This is a genomic window from Pedobacter sp. AJM (assembly GCF_002197755.1).
In the GTDB taxonomy this organism is placed as follows: Bacteria; Bacteroidota; Bacteroidia; order Sphingobacteriales; family Sphingobacteriaceae; genus Pedobacter.
Genome location: NZ_NHOT01000007.1, coordinates 131,245 through 152,757 on the forward strand (window position 1 = coordinate 131,245; position 21,513 = coordinate 152,757).

The following is a 21,513-nucleotide window of genomic DNA, read 5'->3' on the forward strand; positions in this document are numbered from 1 at the left end:
TCCAGATGCTTTTTGCCTACCATTGACAGGATAAAAACAACGGCTACTCAATACATTAGATCTATTTTCCTAAAACCAACCACCAATACATAAATTTTTTCGAGAAAAATTACTACTATTCCTATATACTTTATATATTTGGAAGATGAACTTCAGGTCTACAGTTAAAAATACCCGTGCTCAAATGATGTGCTATTGTTGTAAAACAAGGTAGAAGAGGTATTTTAAATTTATAGATATAAATATTGAATGCTTCTCATTAAAACGGGAAGCATTTTTTGAATAAAGCTAACAACACATATGCAAAGTTTCAGAACAGAACTCGAAAACAATATTGTCGAGCAGGACATCATTGATTTAGAGAATAAGATTAAAGCTTTTCGCGATGGAACGATTCACGATGAAAAATTCAGAAGCCTGCGTTTAGCCCGTGGTGTTTACGGACAAAGGCAGCCTGGTGTGCAGATGATTCGCATTAAATTGCCCTTCGGGAAGGTGACTTTCAAACAATTGCTGCGCATTTCAGATATTGCAGATGAATACGGAAGCGGAAATTTACACCTGACCACTCGTCAGGATATTCAATTGCATTATGTGAGTTTAGACAAAACACCAGAACTTTGGGCAAAACTGGAACAAGACGACATTACCCTTCGTGAAGCTTGTGGCAATACCGTACGTAATGTTACGGCCTCACCAAATGCTGGTATCGACAAAGATGAGCCTTTTGATGTTTCTCCTTACGCACATGCGGTTTTCAAATACTTTTTACGCAATCCAATTTGCCAGGAAATGGGCAGGAAAATTAAAATTTCCTTTTCTTCCAGTGATCAGGATACCGCTTTCAGCTACATTCACGACCTGGGATTTATTCCCAAAGTGAATGAAAATGGGGAACGAGGATTTAAGGTTTTGTTTGCAGGAGGTTTGGGTGCTCAGCCATTTTTAGCCAGCCCGGTGCATGAATTTCTGCCGGAGGATCAGTTAATTCCTTTTACCGAATCAGTACTCCGGGTATTTGATCGCTATGGAGAGCGCAGTAACAGGAATAAAGCTCGCTTAAAATATTTAGTACAAAAATTAGGTTTAGAAGAAGTTTTACGTTTGGTTGCCGAAGAGCGTGTGGCCAATAAGGTAAAAACCTTTACCATCGATCGCGAAGCTGTTCCACAGCCCGTAGCACCGGCCCATCAAGATTATCAGCCTGTCGAAATACTGAATGAACAGCATTATAAGCACTGGCATGCTACGAATGTGGTACCACAAAAGCAAACCGGTTTCTATGCCGTTTATATTAAAGTACAGGTAGGCGATATTAAAACGGATAAGGCAAGGGCATTTGTGGAAGCCATTAAACCTTATGTTGCAGATGAAATCAGGATCACCCAGAATCAGGGGCTGTTATTGAAATTCGTTCGTCAGGAAGCTTTACCTTCATTATATACTGCCTTGAATACCATTGGTTTTACCACCGCCGGATTTGATAGCCTGGCTGATATTACCACTTGCCCCGGAACAGATACCTGTAATTTAGGAATCTCCAATTCCATGACTTTAGCCGAGGTTTTGGAAGATGTGATTTACCATGACTTCCCTGAATTTATTTATGAAAAGAATATCAAGATCAAGATCAGCGGCTGTATGAACTCTTGCGGACAGCATGGTTTAGCAGAAATTGGTTTTCATGGCAGTTCTGTCAAAGCAGAAGGGAAGGTTGTTCCGGCAGTTCAGGTGATGCTTGGAGGTGGAACAGTCGGGAATGGCGTAGGTCGTGTGGCAGAACGCGTTATTAAAGTGCCTTCAAAGAGAGCAACGAGTGTCTTGCATTTCATTTTAAATGATTTCAAAGCGAATAATGAAGCAGATGAAAACTTTCATCAATATTATGATCGTAAAGGTAAAGACCATTTTTATCAGCTGTTAAAACCATTGGCTGATTTAACAAATTTGCAGCAGGAAGAATTTGTAGACTGGGGCCATGTAGAGCAATTTGTTACAGCAATTGGCGTAGGTGAATGTGCTGGAGTGGTAATTGACTTAGTTGCAACTTTACTTTTGGAAGCCGATGAAAAATTTGAATGGGCAAAACAGAATGTAGAGAAAGGTGCTTATGCAGATGCCATTTATCACACTTACAGCACATTTGTCAGTGCAGCAAAATCATTGCTTTTAGATAAAGGCGTAAACAGCAGCACTCAAGTTGGAGTGATCAGGGAATTTGATCATCATTATGTGGAAACCGGGGAGTTTAATTTGTCTGCAAACTTTTCAGATCTGGTACTTCAAATTAATAAAAATGAGCCTACGGCTGAATTTGCTCAACAATATTTCAGCGAAGCAGATGCGTTTCTCAATCAGATTAAAGAAAAAAGGGCAGCTTTAGTAAAATGACAGAATGAAAGAATTATAGAATGAGAGAATTTCATAGTGCAATCGCTGGTAAAACATTCACTCAATCTATCATTGAAAATTCAATAATTAAAAAGCTCATTCAAATTCAAAATTATGTTAAATCAAAATAAAGCGTCAAGAATTACACTTTTAGGCGCAGGTCCAGGAGATCCGGATTTACTGACCTTAAAAGGGGTAAAGGCCTTGCAAACTGCAGATGTAGTGCTATATGACGCCTTAACAAATGAGGCATTGTTAGCGCATGCACCAGCAGAAGCAATCAAAATATATGTGGGGAAACGCTCTGGTGAACATTCTTATCCGCAGGAAACCATCAACAAACTCATGATTGATTATGCGCTGAATTATGGCCATGTAGTGCGTTTAAAAGGTGGCGATCCCTTTGTGTTTGGCAGGGGATATGAGGAGCTGGATTATGCGGCATCCTATAGCATTCCGGTTGATGTAATTCCCGGCATTTCCAGTTCAATCGGTGTTCCAGGATTGCAACAAATACCGGTAACCCACCGTGGCCTGAGCGAAAGTTTCTGGGTAATTACAGGCACCACTACCTTTGGAGAGGTTTCTAAAGATATTTACCAGGCTGCAGAATCAAATGCAACCGTTTTAGTATTGATGGGCTTGAAAAAATTAGCTAAAATTGTTGAGATCTTTAAAGCTGCAGGTCGAAATGCTTTACCGGCGGCGGTGATTCAAAACGGCTCATCAGCAGATGAAAAATTAATTGTAGGTGTGGTGGAAACGATTGAAAGTCTGGTTCAACAGGAAAATATCAAAGCACCGGCACTGTTGATTTTTGGTGAAGTGGTTTCCTTACATCCGTCATTTAAAAACTTAGTAAAACAATATGCAAGTATTGCCTAATCCGTCAGATCGTGAAGCGTCTTTTTCAGAAGAAAAAGGTAACCAGCTTTTTCCGGTTTTTATTAAACTGAACAAGCTGCGTACGTTATTGATTGGTGCCGGAAATATAGGCCTGGAGAAATTAACGGCAATTGTAAATAACAGCCAGCAGGCGAAAATTACAATAGTTGCAGAAACAGTTTCCGCTGAGGTTTATGCTTTGGTGGCTAACTATCCTCATATAAAAGTGAAGCAAAAAAGCTTTGATGTTTCCGATCTGGAAAATATTGATATTGTTTTTGCGGCCACTAATAATTATATCCTGAATGAGGAAATCAGGGTAGTAACGCATGAAAAAGGTTTACTGATCAATGTAGCCGATAAACCTGAACTATGTGATTTCTACCTGGGATCTATTGTTCAGAAAGGTGATTTAAAAATTGCCATTTCAACTAATGGTAAATCCCCAACCATTGCCAAGCGTTTGAAGCAGATCTTAAATGAAGGCATTCCGGCAGAACTGGATGAGACTTTACAGAACATGAGTGCCTTGCGCCAAACTTTAACCGGCGATTTTTCAGCAAAAGTCAAAAAGCTGAATAAGGTGACCAAAAGTTTGATTAACCCTAAAAAGAGTTTCGCTGAGCGCAATATAAAGTGGTTAATCTGGCTGGCTTCCATTTTACTGATTGGCGCTATTGGTATTTCTTTATGGAATACGGAACCCGAATTTCAGTCGTTTTTAATTCATATCGACCCCTTATTTTATTGGTTTCTAGGGGCTGGATTTTTATTTGCATTAATCGATGGCGCCATAGGTATGTCTTATGGGGTAACCACTGCATCATTTTCTCTTGCAATGGGGTTGCCTCCCGCCTCGGCGAGCATGGCCATCCATATCTCAGAAGTCATGAGCAATGGAATTGCAGGCTGGATGCATTACCGAATGGGGAACGTCAACTGGAAATTGTTTAAACTATTGATCATCCCGGCGGTTATCGGGGCGGTTTTGGGTGCTTATATCTTATCTTCTTTAGAACATTACGCTGCTTACGTAAAACCTGTTGTTGCGGTTTATACTTTATTTTTAGGTGGTGTAATCCTGATGAAGGCTTTCAATATCAAAAGAAAAAAGGCTGATGAAAAAATTAAAAAAATCGGTCTTTTGGGGTTTGTCGGTGGATTTATTGATGCTGCATTTGGCGGCGGATGGGGCTCTATCGTTTTATCCAGCTTAATAGCAGGTGGCCGCCATCCGTTGTTTTCACTGGGAACGGTCAAAATCAGCCGGTTTTTTATTGCGACTTTAAGTTCATTAACCTTTTTTACGATGCTGGGTGGAAAACACTGGGAAGCAGTTGTAGGCTTAATTATTGGTAGTGCCATCGCATCGCCGATTGCGGCAAAAGTGTCCAATAAAATTTCGGCCAAAACCATTATGGTGGCAGTTGGAATTATCGTTATGCTGGTTAGCCTGCGCAGTGTAATCGTATTTATTTTAAAATTAATTTAGTGATGGAGCATTTAGCGGAGATCAGACAGGAACTTACGGGCTTAACGGTGATCGATCAATTGAAATACCTGGCCAGCCGGTTTGAAGGAAGGATTATTTTTTCTACCAGTTTTGGTTGGGAGGATCAGGCCATTACGCATATCATTTTTTCAAATCAGATTCCAATTAAAGTCTTTACGCTGGAAACAGGGCGGCTTTTTCCGGAAACATATTATGTATGGAACCGCACACTGGAAATATATCAGAAACCCATTCATGCTTATTATCCTCAACACGAATTATTGCAGGAGATGGTAGGTTTGAAAGGACCTAATAGTTTTTACGATTCTGTAGACAATAGAAAAGAATGCTGCTATATCCGTAAAATTGAACCGCTGAAAAGGGCATTAAAAGGGAATGAGATCTGGATAACCGGAATCAGGGCTGAGCAGAGTCCAAATCGTGAAGATATGCATGATCTGGAATGGGATGAAGGAAATCAATTAATAAAATTTCACCCTATTTTTGACTGGACATTGGACGAGGTAAAAAGTTATATTAAAGCGCATAACATCGTTTACAATACCTTGCACGATAAAGGTTTTCCCAGTATTGGTTGCGCCCCTTGCACAAGAGCGGTACAGCCAGGCGAAGATTTTAGAGCAGGCAGATGGTGGTGGGAAGACCAAAGCAAAAAGGAGTGTGGGTTGCATGCAACTGAAGCTAGCTTAAAGACTAAAGCGGAAAGCTTTACTAACAACAAATGAATATAACATTTGAATAATAACATGAGTACCTACAGAAATTACTGTCACTCATTTTATCATTCAAAATTCAAAACTTAATAAATGAGCACATATAATTTTGATTATTTAGATGAACTGGAGGCTGAAGCCATTCATATATTACGTGAAGTGGCCGGGCAATTTGAAAAGCCTGCCTTGCTGTTTTCTGGTGGCAAAGATTCCATCACCCTGGTACGCTTAGCAGAGAAAGCCTTTCGCCCGGGAAAATTTCCTTTTCCATTGGTTCACATTGATACGGGGCATAATTTTGAAGAAACCATTACCTACAGGGATAAAATGATCGAAAGAATAGGCGAACGCTTAATTATAGGCTCCGTTCAGGAATCCATAAATCAGGGTAAAGTAATAGAACAAACCGGTAAAAATGCCAGTAGAAATGCTTTACAAACGGTTACATTATTGGATACCATTGCCGAACACCAGTTTGATGCCTGTATCGGCGGGGCGCGGAGAGATGAAGAAAAGGCGAGGGCAAAGGAACGTATTTTCTCTGTCAGGGATGAATTCGGACAGTGGGACCCTAAACGCCAGCGACCTGAACTGTGGAATATTTACAATGGTAAAATCCATAAGGGAGAAAACATTCGTGTGTTTCCAATCAGCAATTGGACTGAACTTGATGTATGGAATTATATCCGGAGAGAAAAAATTGAATTGCCAAGTATTTATTTTTCACATGAACGGGCAGTGATCACCAGAAATGGTCAGTTAATGGCGGCATCTCCCTTCTTAAACATGGATGATGAAGATGTGGTTTTCCATAAACAGGTGCGCTTCCGGACTGTTGGAGACATGTCTTGTACGGCTGCAGTTGAATCAGAAGCGACACTGATTGATGACATTATTGACGAAATCAGTGCCTCAAAAATCTCTGAACGTGGCGCACGTCTGGATGATAAAGTTTCTGAGGCCGCCATGGAAGACAGAAAAAAAGGAGGCTATTTTTAAGAGAGCTAAATATTGGGATGTGAGATTTAAGAACCTCGCATTTGTCTAATATCTCACATCTATTATCTCATATCTAAAAAACATGAACATATTAAAATTCTTCACAGCAGGCAGTGTTGATGATGGTAAAAGTACCTTAATCGGCCGTTTGTTATACGATACAGATTCTATTTTAGCTGATCAGTTGGAAGCTTTGCAAAGCGCTAACCGTAAAAATGATGATGGAACAATAGATTTAGCCATTTTAACAGATGGTTTAAGGGCCGAGCGGGAGCAGGGCATCACCATCGATGTTGCCTATAAATACTTTCAGACGGAGAAGCGCAAGTTTATCATCGCAGATACACCCGGACATATCCAATACACCCGAAACATGGTTACCGGGGCTTCTACCGCGAACCTGGCCATCATTTTAATTGATGCACGGAATGGGGTAGTAGAACAAACCATCCGTCATTCTTACCTGGTTTCTTTGCTGGGGATCAAACATATTGTGATTTGCATCAACAAAATGGATATGGTTAATTATGATGAAGCCGTTTATAATTCCATCATTGAAAAATATAAGGTTTTAGCGCAGCAGCTTAAATTAAAGGATGTAACCTATATTCCGGTTAGTGCATTAAAAGGCGATAATATAGTTCAGCATTCGGAGCATATGCACTGGTATGGCGGCCAGAGTTTATTGCACTTCCTGGAACAGGTAGATACGGATAACCTGGATAAATCTCAGCTGGCGCGTATGCCCGTACAATGGGTCATCCGTCCGCAAACAGATGAATTTCATGATTACCGTGGTTACGCAGGTAGGGTATTGAGTGGAACATTTAACCTGAATGATAAAGTTACAGTATTGCCTTCAGGAGCAAGTTCAACCATCGAAAAAATTGAATTTTTCGATCAGGCACCGGATGCCGCACATGCGGGACAGTCGGTTACGATTCATTTAAAAGATGATGTGGATATCAGCCGGGGAGATACTATTGTAAATGCATCGGCATTGCCGCAGGATACTAAATTAATTGAAGCCGATTTATGCTGGATGGATGGACGCGCCCTGGATACCACTGTCATGTACCTGATTCAACATAACAGTAAGGTTACAAAATGTAAAATCAGTGAAATCCTGCACAAAGTAGATATCAATACCTTGGAAAAACACCCCGCAGATGAATTCAGACTGAATGATATCGGAAGGGTAATTCTTAAAACGGCTGACGCTTTGGCTTTTGATCTATATGATGATAACCGTGCAAATGGTTCAGCCATTTTGGTAGATAGCCGTACCAATCTGACCGTTGGTGCCTTAATGTTCAGGGCAGCAGTGGAATAACTTTGTTGCCGTCATGTTATAGGTTGACTCTGTCTTTCAGATACATATTTTCAGCAGGACATCTTTTAAGATGGGCCTGCTTTTTATTTTAAGGTCAGTGCTTATGGAAATACTTAAAAGTTTTCATCAGATTAGTATAATTTACTCAGAAACTTTAAATTTATAATTATGAAAAGAAATCTTTTATACATCGCCTTCGCTGCGGTTCCATTTATTTTTGCCTGTAACCAGTCTGAGAAAAAAGCTGATTCAGCAAAGAAAGATTCCGTTATAAATGAAACCTGTTATGCCTCATCATTTGAAAAAGACAGTGCAGCCATGATTGTAAAAACAATGGCTTCTGGAAAAGTGACTGGTTCATTATTGGTAAAATATGCAGAAAAGCCTCAGAATAAGGGCGAAATAAATGGTAAGTTTCATGGGGATACACTTTTAGTCGACTATCGGTTTAATACGGGTAAGGATACCACCAAAGCATTCACCAATCCACTGGCATTTTTGAAAAAGGATGGTAAACTGATCATGGGCGTCGCGCAAATTGAGACTACATTGGGCAGATCCTACTTCGTAAAAGGGAAACCCATCAATTACGATGCGGGAAAATTTACTTTTATAGAAGTGCCTTGTAAATAGAAGTGAGAGACTAAAGCTTAAAGACAAAGCTGAATGCTGGAAAAACGAATCTGAAGCAGCAAACTTAAAATAATCAACGATGAACGAAAGAAGAAAATGAACTCTTCGCCTCATCGTCATTGCGAGAAGCTTTTTCAGCGACGAAGCAATCTATTTTCGCGAATCAGATTGCTTCACGCCATTACTAAGCCCTGCCCTCTAGTTCGCAATGACGACACCTCTTGCCGTCATTGCGAGGTAATAAGCAATCTCACTGCTATAGCTGCATAAATCTGCAATTTTAGATTTTGAATCATGCCAGTTGAGTTTCCTGTACTCATAATGTTTTCATATCCATATTTTAATAATTTGTCATCTTGAATAACTGCCTGAATGTAGGTGATTGAAATATTTCTTAATGCTATAATCAGTTATTAAACAGTGAATAAAAATATTTTAAAATAAATTACTACAATATCTATAGACTTTATATATTTGTGTAATTAATCATAATGATCACGAGCTAATATTTTCTGACATGATTTTAAGTAAAGTAGAAAAAGCGAACATTGAACCAAAAATTACATTAATAGGTGCTGGTCCCGGAGACCCGGATTTATTCAGTCTAAAAGGTGTTAAAGCATTAAAAACAGCTGATGTTGTTTTGTATGATGCAAATGTAAACGAGGCTTTACTGTGTCATGCGCCAGAGGGTATTCCGAAAGTTTATGTTGGTAAACGTACCGATGATGAAGATTTCTCGCAGGAGGCGGTTAATAAACTCATTGTAGATTATGCTTTAAATTACGGTCATGTGGTTCGTTTAAAAAGCGGCGACCCGTTTTTCTTTGCGAAAGGTTACGAAGAAATCGATGCCGCAGAGTCTTACAGTATTCCTACTGAAATTATTCCAGGTATTTCGAGTGCAACCGGTGCACCAAGTCTGCAGAAAATACCCATGATTTATAAAGATTTGAGCGAAAGTTTCTGGGCGGTAACCGGAACCAACTCAAAAGGAGAAATTTCTGAAGATTTGTACATTGCCGCAAAAACTAAAGCTACGATTGTCGTTTTAAACGGGATAGAAAAGGTAAAAGAAATCGCTGCGATTTTTCAGGGTGAAAACAAAGGATTATTGCCTGTGGCCGTTATTCAAAATGGATCATCAAAAGATGAAAAAATTGCAATCGGAATTGTAGATACCATTGCAGAAGTGGTAGAAGATAAAAAAATTAAGGCGCCGGCACTACTGGTGTTTGGTGATGTGGTTTCCTTACATCCCCAGTTTCAACCCATCAGGGATTTTTATGAAATCATGGCTGAAGAGTATTAATATCAACTATAACCAACTATTTGTTTTATTGTAAAACCGCGTGCGAAAGCATTGCGGTTTTTTCATGTGTATAGATTTAAATAAATCTCATTTATTTAGAATTGGCTGTAAAAAACAAGACCAGTATTGGCTATCCGATACTGGTCTTATTATTATAACAAAGTTTTACTTTAAATAATGGTTCCGCTGGGCAATACTGCACCTTTTTTCACTACAACAATTCCATCTTTAACCGCGTATAATTCATGGTCGCCATCTTCTAAATGAGCACCACCATTAATTTTTACATCATTGCCAATGCGGCAGTTTTTATCGATGATGGCATTATTGATATAGCATCTGTCGCCAATACCAATAAGGGAATTTCCCATTTCTGTTTCCATCTGAATTTCTTCCAGGGTTTGATAACGGTCACTACCCATCACATAAGCATTGGTTACAACAGTATCTTTTCCGATACGGGCCCTGATTCCCAAAACAGCATGTTCAATTCTGCTGGCCTGTACAATACAACCCTCAGCAATAATGGCCTTCTCCAATGTCGTGCCTGAAATTTTTGATGGAGGCAACATCCTCGCTCTGGTGAAGATGGTGTGGTTGCTATCAAACATGTTAAACTTCGGAATTTCGTCCGTTAAGCCTAAGTTTGCTTCGAAAAATGAAGAGATGTTACCAATATCTGTCCAGTAACCTTCATATTGATAACTCAATACCCTGCTTTCAGTAATTGCCCTTGGTAAAATTTCTTTACCAAAGTCTTTTTCATCTTCGTTTTCGTTCAGGATATTGATTAAGTATTCCCTGTTAAAAACATAAATCCCCATAGAGGCTAGGAAATTACGGCCCTCGGCCTGCATTTCTGCACCTGTATCTGAAACCCAGGCATCCAAACCTACTTTAGGTTTTTCAGTAAAGGAAGTGATCATGTTTTCCTCATCGGCTTTTAAAATGCCGAAATCCGTCGCATCTTTTGCTGTTACCGGAATGGTGGCAATGGTAATTTCTGCATTTGCTTCGATATGTTTCTCAATCATATCTTTAAAATCCATCTGGTACAATTGATCACCGGAAAGAATCAGGATATAATCAAACTCATGAGAAACAATATGATGCATACATTGACGTACTGCATCTGCCGTTCCCTGAAACCAGCCTGCATTCTGAACGGTTTGTTCAGCAGCCAGAATATCAACAAAAGCCGTACTGAAGTGACTAAAGTGATAAGTGTTTTTAATGTGTTTATTTAAGGATGCCGAGTTGAACTGTGTAAGCACAAACATGCGGTGAATCCCTGAGTTCAGACAGTTTGAAATAGGAATGTCTACCAAACGATATTTACCAGCAATTGGAACTGCAGGTTTAGAACGTGTTTGTGTAAGTGGCGATAATCTAGAGCCCTGGCCACCGCCAAGGATAACGCCTAAAACTTTGTCAGTCATGTTTAAGCTTGTTTTAATATTTGGTATAATTCTATATAATTTGTAGCAGCCTTATCCCATGAATGATCAATTTTCATCATGGTTTTCCGAACGGCTTTAAAAGCTTTTTTATCAGTATATAATTCAACAGCTCGATTTATAGCATGGGTTACATCCCATACACTGGTTTGGTCATGGCAAATTCCGAAACCGCCATCACCAATATCAACAACTGTATCTTTCAATCCGCCAACCCTACGCACAATAGGTACTGTTCCATACCGCAAGGCATAAAGTTGATTTAAACCACAGGGTTCCACCCTTGATGGCATTAACAGAAAATCTGCACCTGCATATATTTCGTGAGAAACCTGTTCATTGTAACCAATGTATGCGTTGTAATTTCTACTGTGGTAATCTTTAATTTGATTTAATCTTCCTTCCACCCAACTATCTCCAGAGCCCAAAACCAGGATGTTAATATTGTCACCGTGTTGATGTAAAGCGGAATAAAAAATATCCGGAAGTAAATCTGCACCCTTTTCATCCACTAATCTTCCAATAAAGGTGAATAGTGGCTTGGAAGAATCTAACTGAAAAACATCGCATAGCGCTTTTTTGTTTGCGGCTTTTCCACTTTCTACTGTTTTTAAATTGTAACCTTTTTTAAGCATCGGATCTGTTTCCGGATTCCAGACTTCACTGTCGATGCCATTCAGTATCCCGACAGATTTCCACCGTTCCTGTCTTAATAAACTCTCGAGTCCGCGGGCATTACCCATCATTTCTTCCAGATAACTTGGCGAAACCGTAGTTACCCGCCATGCACATTTAATGGCAGAAGCTAAGGGATTGATGGCATCTTCCCAGCCCAGTAATCCACCTTTCCATAAATCAAAAGCAGGAAGATAGTAAAGCTTATTCCAGCCAAACTGCCCCTGGTACTGTGCATTGTGAATGGTTAGGACGGTAGGAACTTTGCTGATGGATTGATATTTCAGGCAGTTGGCCACCATGAAAGGAACCAGTCCGGTGTGATGATCATGGCAGTGAATGACATCCGGGCGATGCTCCCATTGCGCAATCCAATCCAATGTAGCAATCTGAAAAGCGACAAAACGTTCCGTATCATCTTCATAACCATAAACGTTAGGCCGGTCTGTAAGTCCCTGGATATGGACTAAATATAAATCGAATCCTAATTTATTGGTTTTTTCTTTTAAAATGCGGTATTGAAAATGGTGATTACCGTAATTAGACCAGGCATCATAAGTTACTTCGAATTCACTTTCACGGATAAATTTAGTATCGTACGCAGGAACAACCACCTTGGCAATGTGGCCTATTTTGTTCTGGTACTTTGGTAAAGCCCCAACTACATCAGCTAATCCGCCAACTTTAGCAGCAGGGTAACACTCGGCGCTTATATGTATAATTTCCATCAAATATTTGGTGTAGATAACTGTGTTAAGTTAGTAATTGTTTTCCGATTTGAAAATATTGAGGAATTTATTTGGGTTGGAAAAGATGATTTTCCATTGCCTGTTGTGAGCCAGTGGTTTGAGCAAATATTTTTAAAAACAGAAAGCCTTAAATGTGAATATTATTTTAATCCAATTGCACATTATAGTTATTAGAAAACAGGTATTTCACATTCCTGCCAACATTTTAGGCATAAGCTTGTTTGTTGATAAACACTTAAAATAGCTTATGGCTGAACAGCACCTTTATCAAACCGGAATAATAGGAAATTGTGCATTTATGGCACATGTTAATAAGAATACTGATATATCTTGGCTATGTTGGCCTCGTTTTGACAGTCCTTTTGTATTTGGAAGTTTACTGGATAAAAATAAGGGGGGTGAATTTTCAATTCTTCCACAGGGTGAATATAGTTCTACTCAATATTATATCGAAAATACCAATGTATTAAGAACGGAAATCACGACTGAAGGCGGAAAATACCGCATTACAGATTTTGCGCCGCGTTTTAGATTGCATGAAAGGTACTTTAAACCCCTGATGTTCATCCGGAAAATTGAACCATTAGAAGGCAACCCACGGATAACCATTAAATGCCAGCCGGTATGTGATTATGGTAAAGGCAGGATGCGGGCCAGCCGCGGAAGCAATCATATTGATTATTTAGGCTGTGATGAAAATATCAGGTTGAGTACCAATGTTTCTCTTACTTATATTATTGATGAAAAGGCATTTGTACTCAATGAGACAAAATATCTTGTCATGACCTACGGACAAAACCTCGAGGCACCTATTGTAAGTACGGCAGAAAATTTTCTTCGTGAAACCATTGGCTACTGGAGGTTGTGGATCAAACATTCTACCATCGCTGGGTTCTATCAACCTCTTGTTATCCGCTCAGCCCTCGTGTTGAAAATTCATCAGTATGAGGATACGGGTGCCATCATTGCAGCAAGCACCACCAGTTTGCCGGAATCTCCGGGTAGTACCAGAAACTGGGATTATCGTTATTGCTGGTTGAGAGATTCCCATTATGTGCTGACTTCTTTAAATCATATTGGTCATTTTGAAGAAATGGAGAAGTATTTCAATTACCTTTCTGATATTTCGCACAATGAAGATGAACGTTATCAGCCCCTGTATGGCATAGCAGGAGAAAGGGAAATCATTGAAACCACACTCGATCATTTAGAAGGTTATAAAGGCGAGAAACCCATCAGGATTGGTAACCAGGCGTATGAACATATTCAGAACGATATTTATGGACAGGTTTTAACTTCAATGTTACCGCTTTACACTGATCATCGTTTTGTGTTTTCAGAGCGAAGTGATTCTGTAAAATGGATTGAAAGCGTACTTTCTAAAATTGAAAGAACAATAGATGAAAAAGATGCTGGTATTTGGGAATTCAGAAATATTGCCAATGTGCATTGCTATAGTAATCTGTTTCAATGGGCCGGGGCACATGCAGCACTAAAAATGGCCAAAACCATTGGTAATCCTGATTTTGAAGCGCGGGCACAAATTTTAATAGATAAAGCTGCCGCTCATATTGAAGCTTGCTATGATCCTGAACGAAAGGTTTATACCAATGCTGTTGGCAGTCCGTATTTAGATGCCAGTACGTTACAACTGATTATGATGAACTATCTTGACCCAGCTTCTGACCGTGCCAAAGATCATTTAATTGCTTTGGAAAAGGAGTTAAAAACTGAAGATGGCTTGTTCTACAGGTATTTGCATGCCGATGATTTTGGAAAGCCTAAAACGACTTTCTTAATCTGTGCTTTCTGGTATGTGGAAGCATTGGCTTGTGTGGGTAGGGTTGATGAAGCAATTAAAGAATTTGAAAACATTATCAAATACTGTAATCATTTGTTGCTTTTCAGTGAAGATGTTGATGCCAAAACTGGTAGCCAGTGGGGGAATTTTCCGCAAGCTTACAGCCATGTTGGTCTAATGAACGCTGCACACCGCATCGCGATTAAGTTAGACAGGCCGATATTTTTATAATGATGAAAATAATTTTCCCGCAGATTTAGAGGATTTCCGCTGATTTGTTCCCGCGATGGTCTTCTTAAATCAGCGGGATTTTTGTCATTGTCACATTGCGCCTGACGAAATGATATTTTAGAAGATTTCCACTGATTTGTTTCAGCGATGATCTTCTTAAATCAGCGGGATTTTTGTCATTGCCACCTTGAGCCTGACGAAATGATATTTTAGAAGATTTCCGCTGATTTGTTTCCGCGATGATCTTCTTAAATCAGCGGGATTTTTGTCATTGCCACATTGCGCCTAACAAAATGATATTTTAGAAGATTTCCGCTGATTTGTTTCTGCGATGATCTTCTTAAATCAGCGGGATTTTTTGTCATTGTCACATTGAGCCTGACGAAATATATTTTTATATATTTGTACCTGATTCAATTATTAAATCAATGATTGAATTAAAAATAGTCATGTGGCCGAGTGGTTGAGGTACAGGTCTGCAAAACCTTTTACGGCGGTTCGAATCCGCCCATGACGTCTATAGCACCGGTAAGAACGCTATACAGCTTCTTTTAATCTGTATTGATTGTTTAGTATAGTACTATTCAACAGAAAAGCCCTCAGCTGAAATACCAAGGGCTTTAAAAAAATTCACAAATGCTTATTTAGCACTGTTTTTTTTCTCTGTAACTTCAGCTCTGATTTCCTGAGCCAATACTTTTAAGTCTTGCATTGCTTTACGAACACGAGTTCCGGCTGCTGCATTTCCACCATCATAGAATTTAGCAATATCAGCTTCTACTGAAGCGATAACTTCTTGTACCTGTTTGAATTTTTCCATATTTATGAATAATTAAGATGAATAAATCCACCTGTAAATTGTTTTAACCCTCTTTTGGGGCTCACAAAACTAATAAATCCCATCAGATTACAAAAAAAATCTATCAAAGACTTTCATTTCAGAATTGAAAGGTTATCTGATTTGTTTATTTTTATTAAAATTATCAGCAGATCAGTATGGCTATTTCCATATTTTTAGTCTCATTTGGCATGCTGATATTTCAATTTTTAAATATAGCATGTACCATTCTTGCTGCCATCTCTATTACCATCTTCACCTTTAAATATATACTAAAAAATAAATGTTAAGTCAAACAAACAATTAACAGCTTAATATGTATTGTTAGCATGAAAATAACATTCATGCTGCCTGTTATACTCTTGGTTGTTGCCTGCCATAATACCAACCCTGAACAGGGTTCTGGCGGGAAAAAAGTTGACCGGCAAATTTCTCTTTCCAGTTCAGGCATAGTTGATTCAGCAAAAGCCATTATTAATCAACAGGTTGCTCTAAAGAATCAATACCTTAATGGAAAAATCAATCAATATCATTTTCAGGAAAGGAACAATAGCTTAATGGCGACTTATAAGGTATTATTCAATAGCTTGTCTCCGGCAGATACGCTTGAGATTTACAAACACAGGTTATTGAAAGAAAAAGAAATGCTCCAGGATTCTATCAACAAAACAAAAATTCAACAATGAGCATAGAACAAGAAAAACCAGCTGATACACCGAAGCCTGTGAGCAAGCTTGGCAATTTTTTTATCACTTTGTACCATGTATTTGGATTTATAGGCCGGTTTTTCAAGGAAGCTTTTCTTCCACCCTATGAATTTAAAGAACTGATGAGGCAGTGTTATGAAATTGGTTATCGCTCGGCACTACTGATTTCTACTACCGGCTTCATTACCGGATTGGTATTTACAAAACAATCAAGACCTTCTTTATCAGAATTTGGTGCCACCTCATGGTTGCCTTCCCTGGTGGGAATTGCTTTATTAAGAACACTCGCGCCACTACTTACCGGACTCATCGCAGCCGGGAAAGTAGGCTCAAGCATTGGTGCAGAACTGGGCTCGATGAAAGTTAGCGAGCAAATTGATGCCATGGAGGTAAGTGCCACAAATCCGTTTAAGTTTTTGGTAGCTACACGGGTACTGGCCGCAACCATCACCATGCCTATTCTTACCTTTTATACCGCAATGGTCGGCATGCTGGGCGCACTGCTCAATGTTTCGGTAAACGAAGGTACCAGTGCCACCACATTTTTTCAGAGCGCATTAGAAAACATCACTTTCCTGGATATCATTGCGAGTACAATTAAAGCGATAATATTTGGTTTTACCATCGCCATTGTAGGTTGTTATCAGGGTTATCATTCGTCAAAAGGTACAGAAGGTGTAGGAAAGGCAGCTAACTCAGCAGTAGTAACGGCGATGTTCCTTATTTTTGTTGAAGAAGTGGTTTGTGTTCAGATTTTTAGTCTTTTTAATACATAACTGAAATATGACATCAAAAAACATGACCGATTTCAGTGCAGAAAAAGTAATTGAAATCAAGGAACTGGATAAGGCATTCGGATCTTACCAGGTTTTAGAAGGTGCAAACCTTGATCTTTATAAAGGCGAAAACCTCGTAGTACTTGGAAAAAGCGGAACGGGTAAATCAGTGCTGATTAAAATAATTGTCGGCCTGCTTCGTCCGGATAGTGGATTAGTAAATGTACTCGGCCAGAAAGTAGATGAAATTTCTTACCAGGAATTACTAGACCTCCGTTTAAGGATAGGTTTCTCATTTCAAAACAGTGCCTTATATGATAGCATGACTGTTCGGGATAACCTCGAGTTTCCTTTGGTGCGAAACCGGAAAGACCTCACAAAATCTGAAGTGAATGCCCTGATTGAAGAAATGCTGGATGCTGTAGGATTGGCTCAAACCATTAATCAGATGCCATCAGAATTATCCGGTGGACAAAGGAAACGGATTGGAATTGCAAGAACATTAATTTTAAAGCCAGAAATTATGCTTTATGATGAACCTACCGCAGGTTTAGATCCAATTACTTCGAAAGAAATTAATAAACTGATTAATGATGTGCAGGAACGATACCATACCAGTGCCATAATCATTACTCACGATTTAACCTGTGCCAAGGAAGTGGGCAATCGTGTTGCCATGCTAATGGAAAGGCGATTTGAACGGCAGGGAAGTTTTGAGCAGATATTTAATTCAGGCGATCAGCTGGCACAACCATTTTTTGATTATAATTTTATACAATAACCATGAACGATAACAAAAAGAAAATAACAGTCGGCATTTTTATTGCCATAGGCATACTGATATTTGTGGTGGCGATTTTCACCCTCGGCAGCCAGAAAAAAACCTTTGTAAAAAGCTTTACCCTTAATGTAGTATTTAATGATATACAGGGTTTAAAAAAGGGAAATAATGTATGGTTCTCAGGTGTTAAAATCGGAACAATCAAGAAAATTGATTTTTTTGGCACATCACAAGTAAAAGTTGCGCTAAGCATTGAAGAAGACATGCATAAATATATCCATAAAGATGCCGGGGCCAGCATCGGAGCGGATGGATTAATTGGCAATAAAATCGTTGTACTTACCGGTGGTAACCCAAAATTTCCATTTGTGGAAGATGGCGATATGCTAAAGGTAAACAGTTCGTTATCTACTGATGATATCATGAAAACACTTCAGGTAAACAATAAAAACCTGGTAGACGTAACTTCTGATTTTAAACTGCTTTCCCGTAACCTGGTAGATGGAAAAGGTGCTGCAGGTGCACTCCTGTCGGATGAAGAATTGGCAAATAATTTCAAATCTATGGTGGCTAACCTGAATAAAACCTCAATGGCAACCTCAAAAATGGCTTTGGAACTCAATACCTTTGGTCGGACCTTAAATAACAAGGATGGTTTGGTGAATAAGATGATGACGGATACTGCTGTTTTTGCAAAGCTGGAAAGATCAACTCAGAGCCTGCAAAAACTTACCCAATCGGCATCCGTAATGGCTGCTAACCTGGAAGCCGCCTCCGGTAAGCTTAAAACTTCGGATAATGCTGCCGGATTATTATTAAATGATGCGGCCACCGCACAGCAGGTACGATCAATCATGGTCAACCTGGAGAAGAGCAGTAAAAAGCTGGATGAAGATCTGGAAGCTTTGCAAAGCAACTTCCTGTTGCGGGGTTTCTTTAAAAAGAGAGCAAAAGATTCGCTTAAAAGACAGCAGCAGTAAACAAATCAATTGTTAGAAATGCATTCAATTTTACATAGGAATTGGATGCATTTTCATTTTATAGAAATTCAGTTCAAAGTCATGATCATAAACAAAACTTGCACAACAGTACCGAATGTTGTATATTATCGAAAACCTCAGATTAACTGTTCTCAAAAATTTATTATTCACTAAAACTTTAAAAATTTGGCATTAAAAAAAGCAGGATTTAACAGAGGGCCACGCTTACCCTTCAGAAAGAAAGAAGCAGAACATAAAATTAATCAGCTAATCACCGCTTCGGAGGTCAGATTAACCGGAGAAAATGTAGAAACGGCAATTTATCCCATTGCCGAAGCATTAAAACTGGCAGATGAACAAGGACTCGATCTTGTTGAAATTTCGCCTAATGCAGTACCCCCCGTTTGTCGCATCGTAGATTACAGTAAGTTTCTTTATGAACAAAAGAAGAAACAGAAAGAAATCAAATCTAAAGCCAAGCAAACCATCATTAAAGATATCAGGTTTGGTCCGAACACGGATGATCATGATTTTCAATTTAAATTAAAGCACGCGATATCATTCCTTGAAAGCGGAGAAAAAGTCCGGGCATTTGTACATTTCAAAGGAAGATCAATCGTTTATAAAGACCAGGGAGAAATCTTATTATTAAGGTTTGCTCAGGGACTGGAAGATGTTGGAAAGGTAGAACTGCTTCCAAAGCTTGAGGGAAAAAGAATGTTCCTGACACTGGCACCCAAGGCTGGAAAGAAATAATAATCAACAGGTTTTTCTTATACTATTCGATCTGATGCCTGATAGCCTGGCATCAGATCTATACGTATTCCATACCCTTTTGTTGTTAATAAGAACGACAAAACTTATCTTTTACTTCAATTATGTTTTTTTGATTCGGGAAGGATCATAATGAAGTCCGGGAGATAGCCAATACAATAATACCAAACGGGAGTACCTGTAATTTAAGGGAGAAAAGAGTAATACACCTGCAAAAATAATGGTTACAAAATACCATAAGTTTTCGTAAACAATATCTAAGCCCAATACATAAGCAGCCACGCCTAAAAAAATAATTTCGGCAACATTCATGGCATAGCTTACAAACATGGACACGTAGAAATATCCGGGTTCCCGCTCAAACTTCAGCTCACAAACATCACAAACCTCTTTCATCTTCTGAATCTTAAATCCATACATTGCACCGGTAAATATAGCACCCCGGCGGCACCTCGGGCATTTGGCATGGATGAATGCAGACCATTCAGAAACCCGAAATTCTGTACTGTTTTGTTTTTCCAACTGAGTATGCTCCATATTAATAAAATGATTAATTATTCAAACTGAATACCATTTTAGAACAGTAAAGATCACGGTTGGTTTTTTATAATATTTACGAGTATCCAAAAGGAAATCAGGAATACTCAAATCTGGCAATTATTATCCTATACTATTGATTTTAGAAAATCACCCTTTAAAAGGTAATCGGAAAATACAATATGTTATCCGAAAAGGAATAGCACTTTCGCTATCTCTGAACTAATGAAGTCATAATTATTGGAAACTGAGCAGCAAATCTACTCAACTCAGTTTCCTGAAGTTTTATTAGCGAAGATTCACTTCAAAACCGCCGTAGCTTACCATATCCGCACTGTGCGCAATATTTAAGTTTAACTTAAGCTTTTCTATAATATCTTTTGCCGTTTGGATGGCCTGGTGAATATTACTTACCCCTCTGATTTCTATGCCTGAACGCATTACTTTAAATTTTGTAGGTTCATAACGATCTATAAACTTCTGCAAATCTTTTGCTATTGGTCTTTGTGTGCTCATTTAATATATTTTGCATTAATAAGCATGCTCAGTCCATAATTGTTTAGAAAAAAGATAAATTTCTTACAACGCCCGGTATTCAAAAAATTCAGCTATATCCCCATTGTAAATAAGTCAGATATATATTATAAATCAATAAATCAACCTATAGCTTCTAAAAACGATAAAAAACTATTCAAAAAGAACCAAAACCAAAATTAACAACCAAAAAAAACAAATAAATTCAGTTTTAAATTATAAAAAAGTCAAAAAATAGCAATTATTTAACTACATAATTTAAATTTTTAAACGAAAAACACAATTAAATATTAAATATTTTAAATAAAACACAAATTAAATGATAATTAATATACAAAATCTAATTAAAATAACTTTAAATACTATATTTGACTATCATTTATCATATTAAAAAGCAATTATTCTATATATTAATTTAATTATCATAAAAAAAAAGAAGATTTATATTTTTTTCAAGACATATACTAACCAAATATATTAATTGTTCAATTTTTAAATTTAAACCCAAATAAAATGACAGAAACGTCAAATAATTGGTTAGCCGCTTGTCGGGTGGAGGATGCGGTAGAAAATGGTGGGGTATGTGTAAAAAATGGTGATGATCAAATCGCATTATTTTACTTTACCAGAAGAAATGAGTGGTACGCCACACAAAATGAATGTCCGCACCGTAAACAAATGGCTTTAAGTCGCGGAATGATTGGTACTGCTACCGATGAACCTAAGGTAGCTTGTCCATTTCATAAGAAAAACTTCTCCTTAAAAACCGGTGAATGCTTAAGCGGCGATGAATGCGCCCTTAAAACCTATCCTGTTAAAATTGAAAACGGAACGGTTTATATTGGCATTAATCCCAAATAATGATCTGATTGAACATCAATATCAGATGAAGCG

20 protein-coding genes and 1 tRNA gene are annotated in these 21,513 nt (G+C 38.4%); 16 read left to right on the forward strand and 5 right to left on the reverse strand.

The features are described from left to right. Positions 1-300 precede the first annotated feature (300 nt). From CBW18_RS15020 to cobA (CBW18_RS15055), 8 genes are all read left to right on the forward strand, one after another. Positions 301-2,391 (forward strand): HEPN domain-containing protein, encoded by a 2,091-nt coding sequence (locus CBW18_RS15020; RefSeq protein WP_088302136.1) that lies wholly within the window; start codon positions 301-303, stop codon positions 2,389-2,391. Positions 2,392-2,505: 114 nt separating this feature from the next. Then, positions 2,506-3,276: a uroporphyrinogen-III C-methyltransferase gene (gene cobA, locus CBW18_RS15025; RefSeq protein ID WP_088302137.1), complete on the forward strand. Its 771-nt coding sequence runs from the start codon at positions 2,506-2,508 to the stop codon at positions 3,274-3,276. Beyond that, the gene (locus tag CBW18_RS15030) at positions 3,260-4,768 is read left to right on the forward strand and encodes a TSUP family transporter (RefSeq protein ID WP_088302138.1); all 1,509 of its coding nucleotides are present in this window, start codon (positions 3,260-3,262) and stop codon (positions 4,766-4,768) included. Before cobA (CBW18_RS15025) ends, CBW18_RS15030 begins: the two co-directional genes overlap by 17 nt. A 2-nt stretch (positions 4,769-4,770) precedes the next feature. Further along, complete coding sequence (locus tag CBW18_RS15035) at positions 4,771-5,514, forward strand: phosphoadenylyl-sulfate reductase (protein ID WP_088302139.1); 744 nt, start codon at positions 4,771-4,773, stop codon at positions 5,512-5,514. A gap of 81 nt (positions 5,515-5,595) precedes the next feature. Continuing rightward, a complete protein-coding gene (cysD, locus tag CBW18_RS15040; RefSeq protein WP_088302140.1) occupies positions 5,596-6,501 on the forward strand; it encodes a sulfate adenylyltransferase subunit CysD in 906 nt (301 codons plus the stop codon). 82 nt (positions 6,502-6,583) lie between these two features. Continuing rightward, positions 6,584-7,834, forward strand: a complete 1,251-nt coding sequence (locus CBW18_RS15045; protein ID WP_088302141.1) for a sulfate adenylyltransferase subunit 1 — start codon at positions 6,584-6,586, stop codon at positions 7,832-7,834. 168 nt (positions 7,835-8,002) lie between these two features. Next, positions 8,003-8,467: a hypothetical protein gene (locus CBW18_RS15050; protein WP_088302142.1), complete on the forward strand. Its 465-nt coding sequence runs from the start codon at positions 8,003-8,005 to the stop codon at positions 8,465-8,467. 517 nt (positions 8,468-8,984) lie between these two features. Further along, the gene (gene cobA, locus CBW18_RS15055) at positions 8,985-9,779 is read left to right on the forward strand and encodes a uroporphyrinogen-III C-methyltransferase (protein WP_088302143.1); all 795 of its coding nucleotides are present in this window, start codon (positions 8,985-8,987) and stop codon (positions 9,777-9,779) included. A 170-nt stretch (positions 9,780-9,949) separates the two neighbouring features. On the opposite strand, the gene CBW18_RS15060 is transcribed toward cobA (CBW18_RS15055), so the two are convergent. Together CBW18_RS15060 and CBW18_RS15065 are read right to left on the reverse strand one after the other, a co-directional pair. Continuing rightward, positions 9,950-11,218, reverse strand: a complete 1,269-nt coding sequence (locus tag CBW18_RS15060) for a glucose-1-phosphate adenylyltransferase (protein WP_088302144.1) — start codon at positions 11,216-11,218, stop codon at positions 9,950-9,952. A 2-nt stretch (positions 11,219-11,220) separates the two neighbouring features. Next, complete coding sequence (locus CBW18_RS15065; protein ID WP_088302145.1) at positions 11,221-12,639, reverse strand: glycogen synthase; 1,419 nt, start codon at positions 12,637-12,639, stop codon at positions 11,221-11,223. A gap of 268 nt (positions 12,640-12,907) precedes the next feature. Between CBW18_RS15065 and CBW18_RS15075 the strand changes: the two genes are divergently transcribed. Further along, a complete protein-coding gene (locus CBW18_RS15075) occupies positions 12,908-14,692 on the forward strand; it encodes a glycoside hydrolase family 15 protein (RefSeq protein ID WP_088302147.1) in 1,785 nt (594 codons plus the stop codon). A gap of 445 nt (positions 14,693-15,137) precedes the next feature. Continuing rightward, positions 15,138-15,209, forward strand: a tRNA-Cys gene (locus CBW18_RS15080). Between the two features lie 123 nt (positions 15,210-15,332). On the opposite strand, the gene CBW18_RS21440 is transcribed toward CBW18_RS15080, so the two are convergent. Then, positions 15,333-15,512 carry a hypothetical protein gene (locus CBW18_RS21440; protein WP_029288744.1) on the reverse strand — a complete coding sequence of 60 codons (180 nt, stop codon included), beginning with the start codon at positions 15,510-15,512 and terminating at the stop codon, positions 15,333-15,335. 347 nt (positions 15,513-15,859) lie between these two features. Here CBW18_RS21440 and CBW18_RS15090 point away from each other — a divergent pair, with 347 nt between their 5' ends. The 5 genes from CBW18_RS15090 (at position 15,860) to infC (ending at position 19,530) form a co-directional block, all read left to right on the forward strand. Beyond that, on the forward strand, positions 15,860-16,216 hold the full coding sequence (locus CBW18_RS15090) for a hypothetical protein (RefSeq protein WP_088302148.1): 357 nt from the start codon (positions 15,860-15,862) through the stop codon (positions 16,214-16,216). Beyond that, the gene (locus CBW18_RS15095) at positions 16,213-17,013 is read left to right on the forward strand and encodes an ABC transporter permease (RefSeq protein WP_088302149.1); all 801 of its coding nucleotides are present in this window, start codon (positions 16,213-16,215) and stop codon (positions 17,011-17,013) included. Before CBW18_RS15090 ends, CBW18_RS15095 begins: the two co-directional genes overlap by 4 nt. A 7-nt stretch (positions 17,014-17,020) precedes the next feature. Continuing rightward, positions 17,021-17,794, forward strand: a complete 774-nt coding sequence (locus CBW18_RS15100; RefSeq protein ID WP_088302150.1) for an ABC transporter ATP-binding protein — start codon at positions 17,021-17,023, stop codon at positions 17,792-17,794. Positions 17,795-17,796: 2 nt separating this feature from the next. After that, entirely contained in the window at positions 17,797-18,774 is a 978-nt protein-coding gene (locus CBW18_RS15105; RefSeq protein WP_088302151.1) for an MlaD family protein, read from the forward strand. A 186-nt stretch (positions 18,775-18,960) separates the two neighbouring features. Continuing rightward, positions 18,961-19,530, forward strand: coding sequence for a translation initiation factor IF-3 (gene infC / locus CBW18_RS15110; protein ID WP_088302152.1), 570 nt, complete (start codon positions 18,961-18,963; stop codon positions 19,528-19,530). A gap of 120 nt (positions 19,531-19,650) precedes the next feature. Here infC and CBW18_RS15115 read toward each other — a convergent pair whose 3' ends face one another. Next, positions 19,651-20,085, reverse strand: a complete 435-nt coding sequence (locus CBW18_RS15115; RefSeq protein ID WP_088302153.1) for a DUF983 domain-containing protein — start codon at positions 20,083-20,085, stop codon at positions 19,651-19,653. 288 nt (positions 20,086-20,373) lie between these two features. After that, complete coding sequence (locus CBW18_RS15120; protein WP_088302154.1) at positions 20,374-20,601, reverse strand: hypothetical protein; 228 nt, start codon at positions 20,599-20,601, stop codon at positions 20,374-20,376. A gap of 531 nt (positions 20,602-21,132) precedes the next feature. Between CBW18_RS15120 and nirD the strand changes: the two genes are divergently transcribed. Then, positions 21,133-21,480, forward strand: a complete 348-nt coding sequence (nirD, locus tag CBW18_RS15125) for a nitrite reductase small subunit NirD (RefSeq protein ID WP_088302155.1) — start codon at positions 21,133-21,135, stop codon at positions 21,478-21,480. The last annotated feature ends 33 nt before the right edge of the window (positions 21,481-21,513 follow it).